20 protein-coding genes are annotated in these 20,287 nt (G+C 37.4%); 15 read left to right on the top strand and 5 right to left on the bottom strand.

All coding sequences use genetic code 11. The features are described 5' to 3' along the window. Positions 1-38 precede the first annotated feature (38 nt). Together F981_RS19510 and F981_RS19505 are read right to left on the bottom strand one after the other, a co-directional pair. A complete protein-coding gene (locus tag F981_RS19510) occupies positions 39-674 on the bottom strand; it encodes a TetR/AcrR family transcriptional regulator (RefSeq protein ID WP_004724749.1) in 636 nt (211 codons plus the stop codon). A gap of 256 nt (positions 675-930) precedes the next feature. Continuing rightward, positions 931-1,983 (bottom strand): AraC family transcriptional regulator, encoded by a 1,053-nt coding sequence (locus F981_RS19505; protein ID WP_016539626.1) that lies wholly within the window; start codon positions 1,981-1,983, stop codon positions 931-933. 111 nt (positions 1,984-2,094) lie between these two features. On the opposite strand from F981_RS19505, the gene F981_RS19500 reads away from it, so the two are divergent. The 10 genes from F981_RS19500 to F981_RS19455 all read left to right on the top strand — a co-directional run bounded on the left by F981_RS19500 (position 2,095) and on the right by F981_RS19455 (position 13,251). Then, entirely contained in the window at positions 2,095-2,898 is an 804-nt protein-coding gene (locus tag F981_RS19500) for an SDR family NAD(P)-dependent oxidoreductase (RefSeq protein ID WP_004724745.1), read from the top strand. Further along, positions 2,895-3,641, top strand: a complete 747-nt coding sequence (locus F981_RS19495; RefSeq protein ID WP_004724743.1) for an acetoacetate decarboxylase family protein — start codon at positions 2,895-2,897, stop codon at positions 3,639-3,641. The genes F981_RS19500 and F981_RS19495 overlap by 4 nt, the downstream gene beginning before the upstream one ends. A 15-nt stretch (positions 3,642-3,656) precedes the next feature. Then, positions 3,657-4,520 (top strand): metal-dependent hydrolase, encoded by an 864-nt coding sequence (locus F981_RS19490; RefSeq protein ID WP_004724742.1) that lies wholly within the window; start codon positions 3,657-3,659, stop codon positions 4,518-4,520. A 70-nt stretch (positions 4,521-4,590) separates the two neighbouring features. Further along, entirely contained in the window at positions 4,591-5,820 is a 1,230-nt protein-coding gene (locus F981_RS19485) for an NADH:flavin oxidoreductase/NADH oxidase family protein (RefSeq protein WP_004724740.1), read from the top strand. Between the two features lie 34 nt (positions 5,821-5,854). Continuing rightward, positions 5,855-6,724, top strand: a complete 870-nt coding sequence (locus F981_RS19480; RefSeq protein WP_004724738.1) for a metal-dependent hydrolase — start codon at positions 5,855-5,857, stop codon at positions 6,722-6,724. A 445-nt stretch (positions 6,725-7,169) separates the two neighbouring features. Beyond that, positions 7,170-7,583, top strand: a complete 414-nt coding sequence (locus F981_RS19475; protein WP_004724736.1) for a hypothetical protein — start codon at positions 7,170-7,172, stop codon at positions 7,581-7,583. A 212-nt stretch (positions 7,584-7,795) separates the two neighbouring features. Next, a complete protein-coding gene (locus F981_RS19470) occupies positions 7,796-8,407 on the top strand; it encodes a methyltransferase family protein (protein ID WP_004724733.1) in 612 nt (203 codons plus the stop codon). 639 nt (positions 8,408-9,046) lie between these two features. Next, positions 9,047-10,420 (top strand): hypothetical protein, encoded by a 1,374-nt coding sequence (locus tag F981_RS19465; RefSeq protein ID WP_004724731.1) that lies wholly within the window; start codon positions 9,047-9,049, stop codon positions 10,418-10,420. A 101-nt stretch (positions 10,421-10,521) separates the two neighbouring features. Beyond that, on the top strand, positions 10,522-11,139 hold the full coding sequence (locus F981_RS19460) for a TetR/AcrR family transcriptional regulator (RefSeq protein WP_004724729.1): 618 nt from the start codon (positions 10,522-10,524) through the stop codon (positions 11,137-11,139). Between the two features lie 156 nt (positions 11,140-11,295). Further along, a complete protein-coding gene (locus F981_RS19455; protein ID WP_004724726.1) occupies positions 11,296-13,251 on the top strand; it encodes an alkyl/aryl-sulfatase in 1,956 nt (651 codons plus the stop codon). A 225-nt stretch (positions 13,252-13,476) separates the two neighbouring features. On the opposite strand, the gene F981_RS19450 is transcribed toward F981_RS19455, so the two are convergent. Both F981_RS19450 and F981_RS19445 read right to left on the bottom strand, forming a co-directional pair. Then, positions 13,477-13,740 carry a Txe/YoeB family addiction module toxin gene (locus F981_RS19450; RefSeq protein WP_004724725.1) on the bottom strand — a complete coding sequence of 88 codons (264 nt, stop codon included), beginning with the start codon at positions 13,738-13,740 and terminating at the stop codon, positions 13,477-13,479. Beyond that, positions 13,724-13,987 carry a type II toxin-antitoxin system Phd/YefM family antitoxin gene (locus F981_RS19445; protein WP_004724722.1) on the bottom strand — a complete coding sequence of 88 codons (264 nt, stop codon included), beginning with the start codon at positions 13,985-13,987 and terminating at the stop codon, positions 13,724-13,726. Before F981_RS19445 ends, F981_RS19450 begins: the two co-directional genes overlap by 17 nt. Positions 13,988-14,283: 296 nt before the next feature. Between F981_RS19445 and F981_RS19440 the strand changes: the two genes are divergently transcribed. The 3 genes from F981_RS19440 to F981_RS19430 all read left to right on the top strand — a co-directional run bounded on the left by F981_RS19440 (position 14,284) and on the right by F981_RS19430 (position 17,339). Continuing rightward, complete coding sequence (locus F981_RS19440; protein ID WP_004724719.1) at positions 14,284-14,556, top strand: hypothetical protein; 273 nt, start codon at positions 14,284-14,286, stop codon at positions 14,554-14,556. Between the two features lie 518 nt (positions 14,557-15,074). Then, entirely contained in the window at positions 15,075-15,692 is a 618-nt protein-coding gene (locus F981_RS19435; protein ID WP_004724717.1) for a TetR/AcrR family transcriptional regulator, read from the top strand. A gap of 258 nt (positions 15,693-15,950) precedes the next feature. Further along, positions 15,951-17,339, top strand: coding sequence for an MFS transporter (locus tag F981_RS19430; protein ID WP_004724716.1), 1,389 nt, complete (start codon positions 15,951-15,953; stop codon positions 17,337-17,339). Positions 17,340-17,978: 639 nt separating this feature from the next. Here F981_RS19430 and F981_RS19425 read toward each other — a convergent pair. Further along, a complete protein-coding gene (locus F981_RS19425; RefSeq protein WP_004724714.1) occupies positions 17,979-18,587 on the bottom strand; it encodes a biliverdin-producing heme oxygenase in 609 nt (202 codons plus the stop codon). A gap of 170 nt (positions 18,588-18,757) precedes the next feature. Between F981_RS19425 and F981_RS19420 the strand changes: the two genes are divergently transcribed. Further along, a complete protein-coding gene (locus F981_RS19420) occupies positions 18,758-19,306 on the top strand; it encodes a sigma-70 family RNA polymerase sigma factor (RefSeq protein WP_004724712.1) in 549 nt (182 codons plus the stop codon). Continuing rightward, positions 19,296-20,279: a FecR family protein gene (locus F981_RS19415; protein WP_004724711.1), complete on the top strand. Its 984-nt coding sequence runs from the start codon at positions 19,296-19,298 to the stop codon at positions 20,277-20,279. The genes F981_RS19420 and F981_RS19415 overlap by 11 nt, the downstream gene beginning before the upstream one ends. The last annotated feature ends 8 nt before the right edge of the window (positions 20,280-20,287 follow it).

The raw sequence follows: 20,287 nt of genomic DNA, 5'->3' as shown, positions 1-20,287 counted from the left end.
AAGCTCCTTGATTTAATGTGCTGGGCAGAACAGAACAGTTAGTTCATATTGTTTCCTGCCTTGGTTTTTTTATTGGTATCTCCTGATGAAAGAGGGCTGAGTTGTAGGGTATTGCTTGTCAGATTCCAGAGTTGTTCGAATAGTTCCACATTTGAGGGCCTTTCTTTGGCAAGGATGGCTTGATCAATCGCCAGACGCAGACCTCCCATCAGCATTGCCACCGTTGTATTTGGATTAAGATCTGGACTGATTATCCCCAACTTCTGCCCTTGAGCAATGTTACGTGCACCAGCTTCTAATAATGCCTCCATGTGAGCGCGTTCGATATCAAGCACCTCAGGTTCACGGGCAAGTCGCCCAGCAATCAAAGGTGCCAGAGGATGATTATAGAAATAGTCAATGATTGCTTTGGTACGGGTTTTTTCGCGTTCTCTCCATTCAATATTTGTTGGAATGCTGTCACCCAAAGCAAGTGCTCTCAATGGTTCATAGAATTGATCCACAACAGCGGCAATCAGACCTGTTTTTGAGCCAAAGTGATGATAGGTGAGCCCAGCTGATGTATTTGCTCTTTTGGCTATGGCACTGATCTCCATATGTCCATTGTTTGCAATCAATTCCTGTTCTGCTGCAGTGATCAAGCGTTGGTAAGTCGCCATCTTTTTTTCGGTCATGATTTTATTCTTAGAAAAACTGAATTGAATTCAATTTAGTTTTTATTGACGAAATTGTCAGCAGTATTGCGCCAAGATCAGTTAGAGAAATGGCGTTACAATAAGATCGAAAGCAAGCTTGAGTCTGAGCAAATGGCAGCATTGTCAGTGAGAAATAATTGGAAAAAGCAAATATAAGAAAGTAAAAATGTGGCAGAGATTTTTAATTGATCTTTTTAAAATGAATAGTTTATTTTTGATTTAATGCCTGCTGCTTTTATTGTACGGCTTGCTTACGAAATTGAATCGGCGTTACGCCACTCCATTTTCTAAATGCGCGAGCAAAATTTGCGGGTTGAATATATCCAAGATAATTGGCGATATCTTGGATTTCCATATTGCTGTTCAGTAAAAGTTTTTCAGCCTCTTTATATTTTACTTCGTCTAACAGAAGCAGGTAAGACGAATTTATTTCGTTGAGATGTCTTCTTAATGTACGACTCGACATATGTAAACGTTCGGCAACGTCATCTAAAGAGGGGTAGCCTTTCTGAGGAATAAGCACCAATTCTGTTTTTACACGTAAGCAAATATCTTGAATTTGTTCAGAAAAACGAATTTGTTCTGTTTCACATTGTGCCAATGCCTGTTGAAATGCCATCGGATCTGCCATTTGTGGGGAGAGCTTGAGCAGTGATAAGTTGTATCGGATTTGATTTTTATTTTGATTAAAAAGAATCAAGGGAAGTTGCTGTTGAAATTTCTGATGGTAGCGTGGTTCTGGCCAGTCGACTCTTAACTCAACTTGAGAAAAATCTTTTTCTATTAATGATCTACCTGTCTGAATAATTCCGATCATTAAACATTCATAAAAAAACCGTCTTAAAATTTCAGTTTGCTCTTTATCGTTACTGATCACAGGGTGCGTTTCTTGAATATCAATGACAGATAAATTTTCTTCCTCGTAAAAATCAATTCGATAATCTTTTAAGCGCATATTAAAAAATTGCACTGCAAGCTCAATCGCATGACGCAAAGAGGGGCTACTCATTAACGCATATCCCATTGGGCCGTGAGCGGTTAAACGCAGTTTTAAGCCATACTCATATCCAAGTCCAAAGTCCTGAGCCAAGGTTAAACTTATCCAGGCTAATTTCGACCATTGTAAAGGCGTAATACGTGCATCTAGTTGGTTAAGCAGTGTTAAAGGAATTTTACTCTTTTGCAAAATATCAGGAGCGGAAAAGCCCTTTTCGACCATGATTTCTAATAATAAATGAACATAAGAAATTGGAATACTGGCTTTTGATAACCCATACGGATCTTTCATTTTTGTTCTATGTGTTGGCCGAAAATGATTAGCATTATGTCTTAACTCCATCTCACGCTCAAGTTTTAGCTACGTGATACTAAGATTATTCTATTGATCTGAGTATTTGCGATGAGCTTACCTCGTCCCCTTAAAAATTCACCAGTGGTGATTACTGGCGCATCTTCAGGTATTGGTGAAGAACTTGCTAAACAGTTTGCTGAACGTGGTTATCCGCTTATTTTGGTTGCACGACGTGTAGATAAGCTTGAGCTTCTCGCTACCCATTTACGTCAGAAATATCAGGTAGACGTGAGTTTACGCCCATGCGACCTCGCGAACCGTGAGGCAAGAACCCAGTTCCGTCTGGAATTGGAAAAGATGGATGTGGCTATTTTATGCAATAACGCTGGTTTTGCCACTTTTGGCCGATTACATGAGTTGGATGCTGAACGAGAGCGGGAAGAGACGGAAGTTAATGCTGTTGCGGTACAGGATCTTACTTTAGCTGTATTGCCTAAAATGATGCAACGTAAAACGGGTGCAATTTTGATTGTGGGTTCGACATCAGGCCATCAACCAACACCAGCCAATGCAACCTATGCTGCAAGTAAAGCTTTCGCGAACTCCTTTGCTGAATCTCTACATAGTGAGCTGAGTGGTACTGGTGTGACATGTACCTTATTAGCACCTGGGCCGACGATCACTGGTTTTAATGAAGTGGCAGGGATTACAAAAATTGATGGTGTAGGTGGAAGTTTTGTTTGGGTAACCGCAGAACGGGTAGCCAAAGAGGCGATACAAGGAATGAATTGTAACCGCCGTATTGTGATCCCAGGTTTTATTGCACAGGCTCAAACACTGGGTGGACGCTATACCCCACGCGTTATTTTATTACCCATATTAAAACAAGTATTTTCGAGATTAAAAGCATGAGACAGCTGATCAATGATTTACGCATCCCCATTGGTTTAGCAAACCTTGGCAATAAGCTTTACCACAATGCTCAATATTTAACGGCTGTGGTAGAGGTCAATGAAAAAGCAATGGCACGCTGGTTACCTGCTGGAATGAAACTGGTAAAACCTGCCAGAGCCGATTTGTTCTGTGCTTATTTCCCTGAAAATGTCTATACAGGGGCATATCATGAGGCGGGTTTGTTTGTACATATACAGGTGGGCAATAAAACAGGTATTTTTTGTCCATGGATGATTCTGGATGATGATCGGGCCATGATCATTGGGCGTGAATTGCTGGGCTATCCTAAAAAAATGGGAGAAATCAGTTGGGATAATGATGGTACTGGTATTCTAAGCAAAGCATCACGTCGCGGCACTGTGTTAGTTGAAATGGACGCCAAACTTGGAGAGGTCATTCATGATGCACCGCCAATTCTAGGTTTACCACATCGTAATGTCACAGGCGGATTAGGTTTGGGCTTACCACGGGAAGTTCGATTTACCCCTAAAGAACATCCTGTCGAAGTTCGCCGTGTGGAGATGAACTTACGTTTTACAGGTACGGTAAATGATCCTTTACATGATATGGGACTCGGTAAAGTGGTTGATGCACGATTGCATCGCGTGGATTTATCCGGTGGTTTTATCCCTCCAATTCAGATTCCGCGTTTACGGACTCCTTTGTTCTTAATGCGTCAATTTAATCCACGTATTTTATAAATAGGGAGCATGGCGATGAATATGTTTACTAGCCCTTCCTCAAGCAAAGCCATTCAATATAGACACGTTTCTGCATCGATAGATATTCCAGTCAGAAGTATGGATTTTACTTTTCCAGATGAAATTCCTGAATTTTGGTTTAGCAATAATCCATTACTTACCCTGTTATTGACTGCATTATCTAGTGCTTTTCCTGATGGAGAGCGGCAGTTTATTCATAGTGTGCGTCATTATCAGAATAAGATTGAAGATCCGATTCTGCTTCAGCAAGTTCGCGCTTTTATTGGGCAGGAAGCACACCATGGTAAAGAGCATGATGTATTGAATGGGGTCATGCTGAAAAAGGGCTATCCAGTCGATCGAATTTATAAACGATTTAAAAAGATGAATCGTTTGATGCAGACGCAGTTTTCTCCAGCACATCAATTGGCATGCACAGTTTGTATGGAACACCTGACTGCGATTTTATCTGATTATTTCATCAGTACCGCCCCCGAAGATCTCGCATTATTCAATGTACATTTAAGAAAAATATGGGTATGGCATGCGATTGAAGAAACTGAACATAAGGCGGTGGCATTTGATGTTTATCAATCCTTAGTGAATCGGCCTTATTTTCTACGCCTAGTCATGCTTGAAACTACACTCTCTTTTGTTTTGGTCACAGGGCGTGGAACGATAGAGCTTTTGCGTCATTCAGGAATGCAACGAGATTTAAAAGGGTTATATCAGGGGCTAGGTTATTTGTTTGGTCGCAAAGGCTTAGTGAGGAATATCAGCAAAGCTTATCTCGACTTCTTCTCAACCGATTTTCATCCTTGGCAGCATGACAATAGAAACATGATGCGCCTATTAAAAAATCAATATTTCAATGAGTAGTAACTGAAATAAGCAAGAAATTGAAATTTACAGCGTACTCATTCATCCAATTATTTTAGGAATTCATCCAATGGCACAACGTATACTCGCAAAATCTCCGTTAAAGCAACCATTAACCTTGGCCTGCGGTATAACGATACCAAACCGTATTGCAAAATCGGCCATGAGTGAGCAATTGGCGGATCGACATGGTTCACCAACCATAGACTTACAACAACTCTATGCTGTATGGGCAAGAGGAGGAACTGGGTTATTAATCACAGGGAATGTCATGATTGATTCTCGTGCATTTGTTGAGCCACGCAATGTCGTTTTGCAAGATGAACAATTCTTACAGGCAAATAAGTTATGGGCCCAAGCTGCACAAGCAAATGGCAGCAAGATTATTATGCAAATTAACCATCCTGGTCGTGTTGCTGTACTTCCATTATTAAAAAAGCCAATCGCGCCATCAGCAGTTGGGCTAGATCTGCCTGCAATGAATATTATTCGTATTCCTCGTGCGATGACTGAGGCAGAAATTTTGGAGCAAATTAAACGTTTTGCGACCACGGCTGCATTGGCTGTGAAAGCTGGATTCGATGGTGTACAGGTTCATGCTGCACATGGTTATTTGTTATCACAATTTTTATCTCCATTGGCAAATACACGTACAGATCAATGGGGCGGGAATCCTGAAAATCGACAACGGATTTTGATTGAAACGGTGCGTGCAGTGCGTCAGGCCATCGGCAAAAATAAGATCCTAAGTGTCAAACTAAATTCTGCTGACTTCCAAAAGGGTGGATTAACTCAGCAAGAATCTCTTCAAATTGCCTTAGCTCTAGAAGCTGAGGGTATCGATTTATTAGAGGTTTCAGGGGGCAATTATGAATCTCCTGCACAGTTGGGATATGCACCTGATCGACAGACTCAGCGTGATGGCTATTTCCTTGATTATGCGACTGCAATTTGTGAACAGAGCAAACTGCCATTAATGCTGACCGGTGGTCTGCGTGATGTCGATTTGATGAACCAGATTGTTGCTGATGGTACTGTTGATTTAATTGGTTTGGCTCGTCCTTTTGCTTTGCAACCAGATTTAGCCAAACAACTTTTAGCTGGAAAATCACTACTTGATCCTGCAAAAATTCCTGCTGTTGGATACAAACCTGTCGACGCCTATCTACAACTGGCTTGGCATGCTGCCCAATTTCGTCGGATTAGCAGCGGTCAGCAACCCAAGGCAATTAAGGGATTATTCCGTACATTGATCGCCTTTGGCCCTCGTATGGGTTTTAACATTTTGACACAGGACTAATCGTTAAACGATTTGCGATACAAGGAGTTTTATCATGAGTGGTTTAATCAAAGAAACCCATACGATTGTTCCAAGACGTCCAGTATTTGATTTTGCTGAAACTCCCAGTCATTGGATTTATGATGATCCGATGGCGACGCAAATGCTGAATTTAATTAACCCAATTACACCAGCACCAGAACGTTGGTTTTGTCAGACTTTTAGAGACGCATTACCGTTTGTTCAAGATGAGCAATTAAAAGCTGTAGCCATGGCCTTTATTAAACAAGAGGGTGCTCACAGCTATGGACATACCTTAGGTACGCGACATATAGAAGCTTTAGGAATTGATTTAAGTCGTTATACCGAAATGATGAACTGGATATTTAATGACATGATTGGTCCTAAACCATTCGGTTATGAGTTAAAACATCCACGCTTAAAATCAACTTGGTTGACGACACGATTGGCTATGGTTGCAGCAGCAGAGCATCTCACAGGTGTATTGGGTCATTGGGTTTTAAATGCTGAGGGCTTACAAACTGCACCTGTAAATGTACAAATGTTACGTTTATTACAATGGCATGGCGCTGAAGAGGTTGAACATCGTGAAGTGGCAGATGCCATGTTTAGGCACTTGAGCAATAATATTTTGTTGCGAACAGGTGCGGCTGTTTTTACCTTTCCATTATTTATTGTATTGGCTTATATTGCTGTCGAAAACTTGGTCCAACAAGACCCGCAATTACCGCATCGTTTTCGTTTTAAGGATTATTTTCGAGCAGCTCGACAAGACCGAGTCCCTAGAGCTGGTTATATGATACGTGCCTGTATACGTTATTTTAATCCCAAGCATAGCCCACTCAATGAAGGCTCAACAGAGCAAGCGTTGGCATATTTAAACAATATGCCTGAGTTTAAATGATTCTTTGCAATTCAATATCAAGATACCCATTATGTAGCAGTAAAATATCCTCATAATGGGGAATGCTTATATAACTATGATTTTTTAATTTCTGATGCATTAAGCTTTTAAAATTATGGGTTTATTTTTTTCACTCGACCTGTAATCTGATTTTCTATCTATAAAACATTCAATTAATGACAATTTTGTAATAAAAATGCTTTATCGAACATTTACCAATATCTTGTTTCTTTTTTGTATAAATGTAATTGTAAATTTAAAAAACTACTATATAAAATTAATCATTAATTTTTAAAATGAGTAGGATTGTGAAAATTCACACAGATATGGAATCGCTTTAGTATTATTTTAAATGAATTTCTTGGAATCTATTTTATCTTTGTAAAGTAGTAACTTACTTGGTTGAGTTTTTAAATATCATGAATATTGTTTACAGAAAGTTGTAATGGGAAAGAAGCTGTTTTTTGTTTGGCTATTGATGTTTCAATTTACATTTCAGAATGTCTGGTATGTGGTTGAATCTTTATGCCTTAATGAAATTTCGATTCAAACGCATATAAAACAAAATATTGATGATAAAGAATCACTTATTGCCATGAGTGATGTTGAAAGAAATATTGAAAAAATAAGATATAACAATGAAATAAATCAGTTTTGTCAAAATATTTGTTTAAATGATAAATGTAATTTCATATCGAACTTTGCTGATTTAAAAATAGAACGTAATTTTGAAAATACATTTAATCTATTTTTTAATCTTCTGACTTTTCAGAGATACAGGTGGTTGAATTTATATCAATCCCCTGAATTAAATAATTTATCTCCTCCTCCTAAATTCAAGCAGCTATACGGTGGCTAGCTAAAGTAGCTCCCACCATTTTATTTTTTTGTATATGCTGAGGAGTATTTAAATGTTTAGTCAAAAAAAAGCGACATGTTATTTTGTAGAACAATTATCTTTAAATTCTATTTTTAAAATAAATATTTTACATTATTTAATTTTGATAAGTAACCACTTAGAACTTTATTTAAAAGAAGATGAGTATTTAATTTATTGTGGGAGGAAATAAGATGAGTATTATATTTTCTTCCAGAATAAGGACCATGGGTTCAAGAGTTATTGGTTTTGTATTGGCATTTATCATTGCTTTTAGTTTTGGTCTATGGCACGACACTTTTCCACTGATTGAGCATCTTTTATGGTTGCTCGGTTGGTTTTTAGTAGGAATTGGTGCGATGGGACGGATATGGTGCAGTATCTATATTTTAGGTCATAAAAACGCGAAGTTAGTTATGGATGGTCCATATTCCATATGCCGAAATCCACTCTATTTCTTTAGTTTTTTAGCTGCACTGGGGATTATGTTTTTAACTGAAACCTTGTTCTTTCCTTTGGCTTTTAGTTTGTTTTTTTTAGTTTATTATTACTTTGTCATACGTCAAGAAGAGCGTTTTTTGAGGAAAAAATTTGATCAATTGTATTTGAATTATACTCAAACTACACCACGCTTTTGGCCGAGTTTTAAAAACTATTCTGAACCGCAATATTGCCAAGTGTCATCCAAACATTTTAGGTTGTTCTTAACTCAGGTGATCTGGTTTTTCTGGGTCGCTGCGTTTGTACAACTGTTTGAAGAGCTTCGATTGTTAGGGGTTTTTCCTATTTATTTTAATATGTTTTAGTCCGCTTTTATTTTATTAACCTGAATTGAGAGAAATTTATACTTAGAGTATTCAGTAAATTTTTATTGGGTACTCTAGGGTGGATATATTGGATGGATGATTTTTAACCTGAATAAGCATGAATCTACATAGAATTCCCCTCATCCTAGCCTTCTCCCAACGGGAGAAGGGACTTTCAATACCCATATGATTTACTCCAGATGATCATTTTTTGTTTTATGAAAAAGATCGAATGTATTTTTATTTTTTTCAATTTTAAGAAATTCTCTCTCCATTTTTTCCCTATTTTATTTTTCTTTTAAAATAAGGAATTCAATACAGAGCCGAGATTTTTAAGCGATTTAGCAAGGATTTTCCTTCATCTGTTGTCTAAGCAATGGATGAAGAATTAAAACATCGTAGCTGTTAGGTTCTCCTCATTTTTAACCGCTTTAAACACCGACTTGAAATGTCATTGATCAATGCAAAAAAGCACTTTTTAAATAGATCAGAAAAAAACCGCTTGAAAATTAATCTAAGTGGATTATTATATTTAATCTAAATGGATTAAAAACCAGTCCATTGAAGTGATCAATTAAAATTAAAATGAAGTCACCATCGTTCTAGGATTAAAGAACATGGTACATAGGGACGTAAGTTATGGAAAAGATGAATAAATTAAAAGTAGGGATACTGCTGACAACGGTTATGGGTTCAATCACTTTAAGTGCTTGTAATGACAATGATGATTCAGAACGTGTAACTCAACCGCCTAAAGCAGAACTGACGGATTGTATGTGGCAAAATGCTGTTTCGAGTAAGGATGGCACAGGTGGTGCCAATCCAATGAATTATGCGCTTCCAGACTCCAATGTAAATTACTGGTCGAGTGAATTTACAGTACCAGAAGGTGCAAAAGTTTTTATCGATGGTGATTATCCTTATGCCCGTCATACCTCTCTGGTTAGCTATACAGCCAAAGGAGAGCGCGTTAATTCTTTGGTGGATGTTAATATCAAACCTAATCAAGGTGTAACCAATCCATTTATTGTGGGTAATAATCGCTTAAATAAAGAAAGAGGATTTAAAGCTGAGTTGGTGTTAGGTGATCTACCTGCATCGCCTAAAGAAAATACCTTATATGCGCCTAAAACAGACAGCAATGAAGTGGCGTTAATCTATCGTGTTTATGTGCCGAATAAAGGCTTTAATGAGAAAGGCGGAGTCAATTTTCCGCGTTATAAAGTACAGTTAGCCAACGGTGAAATCAAAACAGGCGCAGAAGTCTGTAAAGTCCTTAAAGTGAAAGAAAAAGCTTTGGATAATGTACAAACACCTTTGAGTGTGATTTTAAGTTTATACAATAAACAGCCTTATGTAGGTTTCCCTGCACAATTAAAACCAACATGGTATACCGCCTATAACGGACCTGCGAATATTAGTTGTATTTATAAATATAACTTAGATCAGTGTGAAGGATTTAAAACTGAACGTAAGCTAAATCAATGGGCTACACCAGATAATGAATACACCTTCTCTGTGATTAGCCGCAAACTTGGTAAGGTGGTCGTGATAAAGGGTAAACTGCCACAAATCGCTGCAACCTCTGGTAACGAAACCACTTTAGCCAAAGGCGATATTCGTTATTGGTCGATTTGTACCAATGAACTGATTTCGACAGCAACCAACTTCTGTATTTATGACGAGCAAATGAAGCATAAAGACAAAAATGGTTTTTATACCCTTGTTGTGTCATTACCCGAAGATCGTCCAAAGAATGCCACAGATGAATGTGGAATTTCTTATTTGCCTTTAAGCCCGCGTGGTGATGGTTATACTGGTCCAGATGCTGTGGAGAAAGGGCATAATGATGTCGGTTTCTTGATTATGAGAAATTTATTACCGTATTCAAACTTTAATCAAGCCATTCAAAATACCAAAGTTTGGGGAGATGAAAAGACGGTGATGGGTGATTATTTACCAGAGCTTAACTACACCTCTAAAGAGGAATTTGAAGTCAAAGGTTGTTCGTAATCCTTCCGTTAAAAATAAGCCAGTCTATTGAGTGACTGGTTTATTTTTTATCATTTTTGATATAAAAGAGACCTCTCTTTTTATTTTCTCTATGGAATGTGATGAGTAATCAAACCAAAGAAAAGCTTATCGAGGCAGCGATTGTTCTGTTTTCTCAGAATAATATAGAAACTTTGTCTGTACAGAAAATTAATGAAACTGCAAAAGTGGCAAACAAATCAGCTTTATATTACCACTTCAAATCTAAATGGGGATTGGTTGAAGCTGCGCTAGATCATGTTATGACACCTTATGTTACCGACAGTCTTGCGCTATTAAATGCAATTCAACCTGAACAGGTACAAGTATCTGAGGTGGTAGATGCCTTGATGAACCCGATGGTGAAGATTCTTTTACAGGAAAATGGCATACATTATTTAAAATTCTTTTCTAAAACGATTAGTGCAGGAGATGAAGGGCGGATCATTGTTGTAAAAACGCTAGTACCTGTTTCAGATAAAGCGGTCTACTTATTACAACTGGCTTTGCCCGATGCAGAGCCTGATGCGATTGCATTAAAAGTACTCTTTACCTTCAATACCATTCTCAATGTGGTCAGTGATATTGGTCTTGAACACTTTTGGCCGACCAATGTGAAAGACCACAAACTGCTGGGTAAATATCTAAAAGACTATATTGAAGGTGGAATCCGTTTTAAGGTAAATCAACATTACGATTAAGCCAAAATTATAGTCAATTAAAAGCGACGATGCATTAACTTGTGGAGGGTAAAGGATTTTATAGCGAGATAAAGTCGTCGTATGAGATGCCGAATGAAAAGAACAGTACGGATTAGAAAATCAAAAATTATGGATATTTTGAAAAAAGGAATGACAATGAAAATTAAATTTTTAACAGTCTCATTGATGTTTATTTTGCCATTTTCTGTTTTGGCAGCAAATGGGCAAGTCGAAGAAGCGGTCATTGAATCAAATAATGCTTATAAAAGTAAATATAATTTAGACGATATGACAGAGTTTAATCATGCGCAAAAAGGTTTTATTGCCAAACCAAAGGGTCAAATTAAAAGTGAGAAAGGCAATGTGATCTGGGATTTTGATGCATTTAATTTTTTAAATGATCCAGCACCAAATACTGTTAATCCTGCTCTATGGCGACAAGCAAAGCTCAATAACAATGTTGGTCTATTTAAAGTGACAGATCGAGTTTGGCAAATTCGTGGTTTTGATTTGGCAAATATGACCATTATTCAGGGTGATACTGGCTGGATTATTGTGGATACATTAACCTCTAAAGAAACGGCGGAAGCAGCACTTAAATTTGCTAGACAGCATTTAGGTGAGCAAAAAATTTCAGCCATTATCTTTACCCATAGCCATATCGATCATTTTGGTGGTGCATTAGGCGTTCTTTCAACAGAAGAAATTAACGCTAGAAAAACTCCAATTATTGCGCCACAAGGCTTTATGGAAGAAGCGACCAGTGAAAATGTGATGGCAGGTTCAGCCATGATACGTCGTGCGACTTATATGTATGGAACTTTTTTGCCTAAGAATGCCGAAGGATTGGTGGATACTGGTTTAGGTAAGGCTGTTGCTGTTGGGAAAATGGGAATCCTTGAGCCTACACAACTGATCACCCAAGCAGAACAGAAAATGAGCATTGATGGTTTGGATTTTGTGTTTTATAACGTGCCGGGTTCAGAAGCACCTGCTGAATTAACATTCTTTATTCCATCACTGAAACTTTATAATGGCGCAGAAATTCTTTCGCATACCATGCATAATCTTTATACCCTTCGAGGTGCTAAAGTACGTGATGCCTTAAAATGGGTGGGCTATTTAGACCAAGCAATGCAGCATGCTAAAGCATCAGATGTATTGATCGCACAGCATCATTGGCCGGTCTGGGGCAATGACAATATTCAAGATTTTATTAAAACCCAGCGAGATGTTTATAAGTTCACGCATGATCAGACGGTGAGATATATGAACTCTGGTTTTAATGGTGCTGAAATTGCCGAGAAAATTAAGCTTCCAGCTGCGCTTGATCAAAAGCTATATGCGCATGGCTATTATGGAACCCTTAAGCATAATGTAAAAGCGGTATACCAATATTATATGGGATGGTTCGATGCCCATCCTTCCAACTTAGATCCATTGCCACCAAAAGCTGTTGCAAAAAAATATATTGAGTTAGCAGGTGGAGAGAACAATGCATTGAAAAATGCGCGGGATGCCTATGCTCAAGCTGACTATAGATGGGCTGCCGAGATTTTAAAACATATTGTGTTGAATAACCCTCAAAACCAACAAGCGAAAGACTTATTGGCAAATACGTATCGTCAATTGGGCTATGCTGCTGAGGCTTCGACTTGGCGTAATTTCTTTTTGGTGGGCGCTCAAGAGTTACAGAATAATGTACCCCTACAAAATACATCTGATCCGAGTGATTTATTGATTCACACGCCAACTGAAAGATTTCTTGAAGCCATGGCAACCAATTTAGATGTGGAAAATTTAAAAAATGAAAACCAGTGTATCAATCTGGTTTTGTCGGATACCCAAGAGAATTTTTCATTATGGGTTGAAAACTCAGTCATGCAGTTTAAACGTCATGATGACAGTAATGGTTTGGCATCGGATTGCCCAACATTAACCGTAACCAAGCCCTTATATCTAAAAATGATTACAGGTCAAATAGAAGGGGTAAAAGTCCTGCTTTCTAAAGACAGTAAAGTTAAAGGTAATCCACTGAAAATTGGAAAATTCTTTGCAATGTTTAAACGTCCAGATTCAATTTTCCCAATTGTGACTCGACCAAATGGTTAGGGGGGAAATAACGAAATTTAAATGTGTAGGCTTAGATCAATAGCACAGAATAAAATGGGAGAACTTATAGATTTAGTTCTCCCAATCTTATTGTGGCTTGTAGTTTAAAGTTTAAGTGCTTAGGAAATTTGGTGACCAAAAATCCTGATGAATATGAATACCCTGTAGATGATTACTCTTACGATACGGTAGTATATCTGTCAAAGGATACTTTAGATTTCATTATTATTCATAGTGATAGCGACAAGCAATTACCGTTATCGCTATGTCTGTAACTTCATAGACTAGTCTATTTTTTTCATCTATTCGTCTGCTCCATAACCCTGATAAATCACCGAGCAATGGTTCAGGTTTTCCAATACCTTCAAATGGCGTTCTAAGACTTTCTTTAATTAAAGTATTAATACGTTTTAGTGTTTTCTTGTCTTGGCTCTGCCAATAGACATAATCATTCCAAGCTGAAGGTGTAAAACTAGTCTTCCGTTTCATCTAAAAGCTCTCTTTCAATGGCTTTAGATGCTCGCAACTCTGCAATTGATTTTGCTAAATGCGCTGCATTACTTGGAGAAGACATGAGATGTAATGTTTCCATCAAGCTATTGTAATAGTCTTGACCCATCACAACGGCATGTTGACCTTCTTTACGAGTAATTACTGCTACATCTGCATCGTCTATAACTTTATCTAAAACGGATTTTAGATTGTTACGTGCATCAGTATATGTAAATACATGCATGTTTGCTTTTCCTATTACTGTTCCTGGCTCTAATACTATTTTGGTCACTATGTCTTGATCTAGCTCTAAATTGATTGCCACACTGGCTCATTGATTGGCTATAGATACTCTATTTCGGACTCTTTACTTGATACTGGCTCTATTAAGTTTATGTTTACAACACATAAGCATGTACAGTTTTCTGTACAATTTTATTGTGCAAGATTATGTACAATAAGTAAAGCTGGAATAAAAAATTTTACTGATTTTTATATGTTTTAGGATAGAAACTTAATTCAACTAAAAGGTTCTTCCTTATGAAAACTTATCAGCAGCAGCATCATGAACAATTTTTAGTTTCACTTAATGAATGGCGTTCAATTACTAAGCAATCTCAATTTGATAGTATTTCTAGTTTATTGATTGAAGTTAATAATTACTGTAATCGATTAAATTATGAACCTATTCCTGACATTTTTGCTTTAAGTTCTAAAGAATGGTCCACGATTTCTAGTGATGCTTTAAATAGGAAACATGATGTATATTTTTACGGTCTTACCAGAATTATAGCTCTCTCAATAAATAATTAACCCTTACATGCTAAAGTAATGGCTTCTTATTAAAAAATTAGCTATCGTATATTACGTTAAGTTCCTCATAACAGCAGAAATGTTGTTGGTTGAACAAAAAATTGAGTAGAAGGCCCGCGAAAGTGGGCTTTTTACTGTTTGTAGAATGAAAAGTATGCATTTTATAAAGTAAAAATATATAGCTAAGCTTTGTTTATTTTTAGCATCATCTTTATTACGCTCATCCAGTATTTGCATTACTTGTGAATGATGACTTCTCGTAAATAATTTATATTATTATATTTTTCAAGTTGTTAGTGGAAAATTAAGCATATATGTTATAAAGCAAAGGCCTAGCTGGTTTGAATTGTGAAGTGGCTTTGAACTATGGTCGTGGTTAGCTAAATATTTAAGGTGATAAAGTTTCTATTGCTGACTGAGATAATTTATAAAAGTCAGCAGTCCAAGTAAAAGCGGAAATTGTGAATTAGCTAGGGCTCATCTATAATTAAATTCTTGCGTGTAGAAAATAGAGAAGTATGTCATCACAATCTCAAGTCGCTTCTACTCAGGTGACAAAAAGGCAAACCAAGCCAGCAGAAGTCCGAATTGATGAGCTGATGAATGCTGCACAAACGCTTTTTTTAGAAAAAGGCGTTGAAGCCACCACGATTAGCGAAATTATTGCCAGTGTGGGCGTTGCTAAAGGGACCTTTTATCATTACTTTGAATCGAAACAGCATATTGTTGAAGCCTTAAAAAAACGTTATATCGATTTTTTTATCGCGGCCTTAGACACCGCAGTTGCAACATGTGATGCTGAAGATTGGGTCAGTCAATTTAAGGTTTGGGTCTCTGCCAATATACAAACCTACCTCGAAAGCTATGCTATACATGATATTGTTTTTGGTGCACATCACCATGAACGAAAAAATAATGAAAAAAATATGATATTAGAACAATTGCTGCAAATCTTAAATGGAGGGCAGCAGGAGGGTATTTGGCATTTAGAACAGCCAAGATTAACCGCTTTGTTGATTTATTCAGGTGTACATGGGGTTGTAGATGAAGCAATTGCCAATCAACTACAAGATAGCACAGATTTTTCTCAACAAATTGCGCTGCAATATTTAAAAATGCTCCATCATGATGGCTGACTTTCACTATGACCTTGAATCATATAAATCGCTTCTCGTCTGATATTCTTTTATTATCAATTTTAATTAGAACCCTAAACGATGCATTTTAAAGTCAACCATTCTTCTTAAGTTGTGATCAGTGATGATCTTTAAAAGCGCTTTCAAGATTGTCTATAAAAAATGAAAAGTTTGGGGTTTAAGTAGACTTTTATACATTGACCGACCGTCGGTCAATGTATAGTATAATGATTCTCATTTAAATGATCTAGGTGATGTATGAATGCATCTCGCCAGCCGATTTACCTTATTTTTGCACTTTATATCAGTACCTTTCTGTGTTTGGTGGATCTCAGCAGTGTCAATCTTGCACTTGGAAGCATTCAAAATGAATTTGATAGTGATATGGCGGATCTGCAGTGGGTGATTGATAGCTATGCTTTAAGTCTATCGAGTTTAATGTTAGCGGTGGGGGCATTAAGCCAGCGTATAGGGCGTAAAAAGTTATGGTTACTGGGTGTGATCATTTTTATCGTGGGTTCATTGATTTGTGCGATGGCAAGCAATTTTAGTTTGTTGATTATTGGACGAATGATTCAGGGGGTGGCTGGTGCAGTTTTAATCCCTTTGGCATTGGCGATTATGGTGCATCATTTTCATCAACCGCAAGACAAAGCGCGTGAAATTGGTCGCTGGAGTTCTTTTAGTGCGTTTTCATTAATTGTTGGTCCGCTGATGGGTGGATTATTGGTACATCATTTTGGTTGGCAAAGTATTTTCTGGCTCAATCTTCCTGTTGGGATTCTAACGATTTACTTGGGCTATTATGGTATTGAGGCTGATCAGAAATCGGTGCCTGTACCTTTTGATTATTTAGGTTTGCTCTACAGTGCTGTAGCGATTGTCACATTAACGTATAGCATTATCGCATTACAACATGTGCATTTAGCACATTGGTTTATGCTGAGTATTTTCTTGTTTATCTTGGCAAGTATGGCGTTTGTATGGCAACAAAAACATGCCACTCATCCATTGATCCCCAATCATTTATTTAAAAATAAACGTTTTTTAGCCTATAACGCGATTTCTTTTATTTTAGGATTTGCAGGATATAGTTCGTTATTTATATTTGCTTTGTTTTATCAAAATCAGATTGAGTTAACTGCAGCACAGGCAGGCTGGTTGATTGCACCACAGTTTTTAACACAGGCGTTTGTTTCAATTGCCTTTTCCAAATTACACCAGCGTTTTACCGTAGCGAGCTTATTAACACTGGGCTTGGCAATTGCAGGCACTGCATTGTTGGCTATGATGAGTTTTCAAACCGATTCATCTTTTGCGCTATTTATCTTTTGTAGTGGACTTATGGGAATTGGTATGGGATTGATCGTTCCGGGTTCAAGTACATTGATCATGGGCAGTGTACAAGTACAAGATGCAAACTTTGCCGCAGCTATTTTAAATACATTACGTCAATTGGGAATGACAATTGGGATAGCCGTTTTAGGTACAGCAATGACCGTTGTGGGCACTTTGTCTCAACAGCAGGGCAACAGCTTACAATCTGCTGAACTGATGGCTTTCCATGTCACGGTCATGTTGATGGGCGGACTCTTTCTACTGTCTATTTTGTTTATGATATATAGCCATAAACAAGCCTCAATTTAGATTTTCTCACTGTTACTTTGCAGGGTGCAACCGCACTGACTCGAATAGAGCCAAATAAAACAAGAGCACTGATTGACTCAGTTCTCTTGTTTTATCAGTCCTTTTTAAGACTGTAAATCAATATAAAAGCCCCTCATCTTAGCCTTCTCCCAGTGGGAGAAGGGACTTTCAATACCAATACGATTTACGCCATATAATCATTTTTTGATTTATGAAAGATCTATTGTTTATGCAAAATGAATTAAAACTTTGCAACCTAGGCTGCGCAGTGTAAGTACCTTTTCTTCATTGAATCCAACAAGGTGTAGCTATTGTGGCGTATAGGAGTATCTCTTGCTCAACATTAGCAAAAACAAAGTACTGCTTTGTTTGTAGTGCAAAGATAAGATAGTGCAAGAGTGAGACATTCGGCTTCTTTCATTAGTCCTTTTTAAAACTATAAATCAACATAAAAGCCCCGCATCCTAGCCTTCTCCCAGTGGGAGAAGGGACTTTCAATCCAATATGATTCACTCCATATAATCATATTTTGATTCATGAAAGATCTATTGTTTACGCAAATTAAATTTAAACTTTTCACTGTAATAGGTGGCTTTGCAAGCTCCTACCATCAGATGAATTAACTTTTATAGAATAAATTTACTTAAGTTGCTCTAAATTGATTAAGGCATTGCCAAAATATTTAAATGCATCAAGCGCTCCTTGAATAACTTCATCTTTCTGGCTAGGGCTGAGTTCGGCTTGATCTAAAGCTTGAACAAATCGTTTCCAAACCTTCGCTCGACCTTCAGGATAAGCTGCCAAATTGCGCGCACCATTCTCAGCACTTAAACCTAAACGTTGCTGCGCTTGTTTAAATAAAAATGCTGCGCCTAAAGTTGATCCTTCTGAAACGTAAATCCAGCCTAAAGCAGCAGGGAAAGTCACATTTAAGCTTTCTAAAGTTTGGCCTTGGGGTTGAATGCCTAAATCTTGTAGATCTAACAGTGCTTGTGCAGAACGACCACGAATATCAAGGTCGGTAATATGTAAAGCCACTTGATCTTGTTGAAATAAATGTTCGATTTCCAATTGAAAATAATACTGTGACAAGGTGAATAAGGCATATTTTTCTAAACTAGAAAATACGTCTGCCTTTGCCATCAGTGTATGCATTCTTTCATGCTCATCTGCAGTCTGTAATTTGAGCTGCATAGCCAAACTGAGTTCTTGTTGCGTATTGGGTTCAGTGATCAGTGCTTGATTCATGTAATTCTCTTATGTAAAAAAGTCTATGAAAAAATGGGTTATATGAGAGATGACGAATGAACAGGATAAAAAGCGCAACAGAGCCTACAAAAAAGTTCTTTAGGATAGCATTTACAAATCATAAAATGTAAACGATAATTATTATTGTTTAGAATTTTTAATTTAATTTTATGATCCCAATTCTCCCCACACCATCGCGACAGCAAATACTGCAAGAGATGTATTTGGATCACCATGATTGGCTGAAACAATGGCTGAACTCGCGTGTCAGATATCCTTTTACTGCCGCAGATCTGGTTCAAGATACTTTTGTCAAATTGCTGCAAAGCAAACAGCTTTTTTCTATTCAGGAACCGCGTGCATATCTGGTCAATGTCGCAAAACATGTGCTGATTGATAAGCATCGTCGTTATATTTTAGAGCAGAATTATTTAGAAACACTCAAACAGCATGCAGATGATCAAGATCTTTTAATCACTTCAAATCAAATTGAAGAGGCTGTACTTATTTTAGATTTTCTTACCATTGCTTTACAGGATACAACAGCACTAACTCGAAAAGCATTTATCATGTATTACTTTGAAGGCTATAGTCAGAGTGAAATTGCCACTGAGATTGGTAAATCATTACGCACGACACAGCTCTATTTAGCCGAATGTTTACAGTTATGTTATGAGGCGAAAAACAACTTGCTTGAGCTAGGGCTAGATGAACGCTAAGCAGCTACAGAAAGAAATGGCTTTATGGATTGTTCGTTTAAATACTGATGATTTGCATGAACGTCAACAAGCGCAAATTGAGTTTGAAGCGTGGCGAAGCAAGTATCCTGAACATCATGATCAACTCGATCAAATGCTTAATTTTTCTGAAACGATGCAGCAGTTTTCGACAACGCATGGCATATCCAGTCAAAACGTTCGCAATTCAATGAAAGTCAGTCAGCAAAGTAAAAAACATATTTTACAATTATTTAGCAAAGTCTTGCTGTTTTGTGTGAGTATCGGTGGCGTTGTCTATTTCACTGCTCATTCAACAATGATGTCTTACTACACGGCTGATTATAAAACTGAGATTGGGCAAATGCATTCGATCACCTTGGAAGATGGTTCCAAAGTGACTTTAGCTGCAAAATCTGCCATTAAACTTGATTTTACTGCTGAAAAAAGACAAATCAATTTAGTTCAAGGGGATATTTATATTGATGTAGCCAAAGACCCACAACGACCTCTGATCATTCATACAGCTCAAGCGGATTTTAAAGCGCTCGGTACACGATTTATTGTTTATCAGTACGCCAATAGCAGTGTGTTAAATATGTTGCATTCAAAAGTTGAAACCCGTTCATTGGCTCAAAATTCTCAAGTAAAAGTGGTCAAACAAGGGGAAAAAATTAGCGCTGACTCACTTGGTTTAAGTCCGATTTCTGAGTTAGATATTGCATCGACCGAGTTTGCTTGGGATAAACATCAGATATTGGCAGATCAACTTCCTTTAGCTGATTTACTGACTAACTTAGGGCGTTATCATCATCAATATTTAATATTTAATCATTCGACCTTAAAAGATTATAAAGTCAGTGGTGTGATTAATGCGCAACAGGATTTAGATCAAACGCTACGATTGCTGGTAACTCAATACCCAATTAAAATAACTAAGCTTGGCGATCATGTAATTTATATTACTTCAAAATAACAATAATG

It is taken from the genome of Acinetobacter guillouiae CIP 63.46 (assembly GCF_000368145.1).
Classification (GTDB): domain Bacteria; phylum Pseudomonadota; class Gammaproteobacteria; order Pseudomonadales; family Moraxellaceae; genus Acinetobacter; species Acinetobacter guillouiae.
Note: the sequence above shows the minus strand (reverse complement) of the source record. Positions and strands in the feature narration are given on the sequence as shown.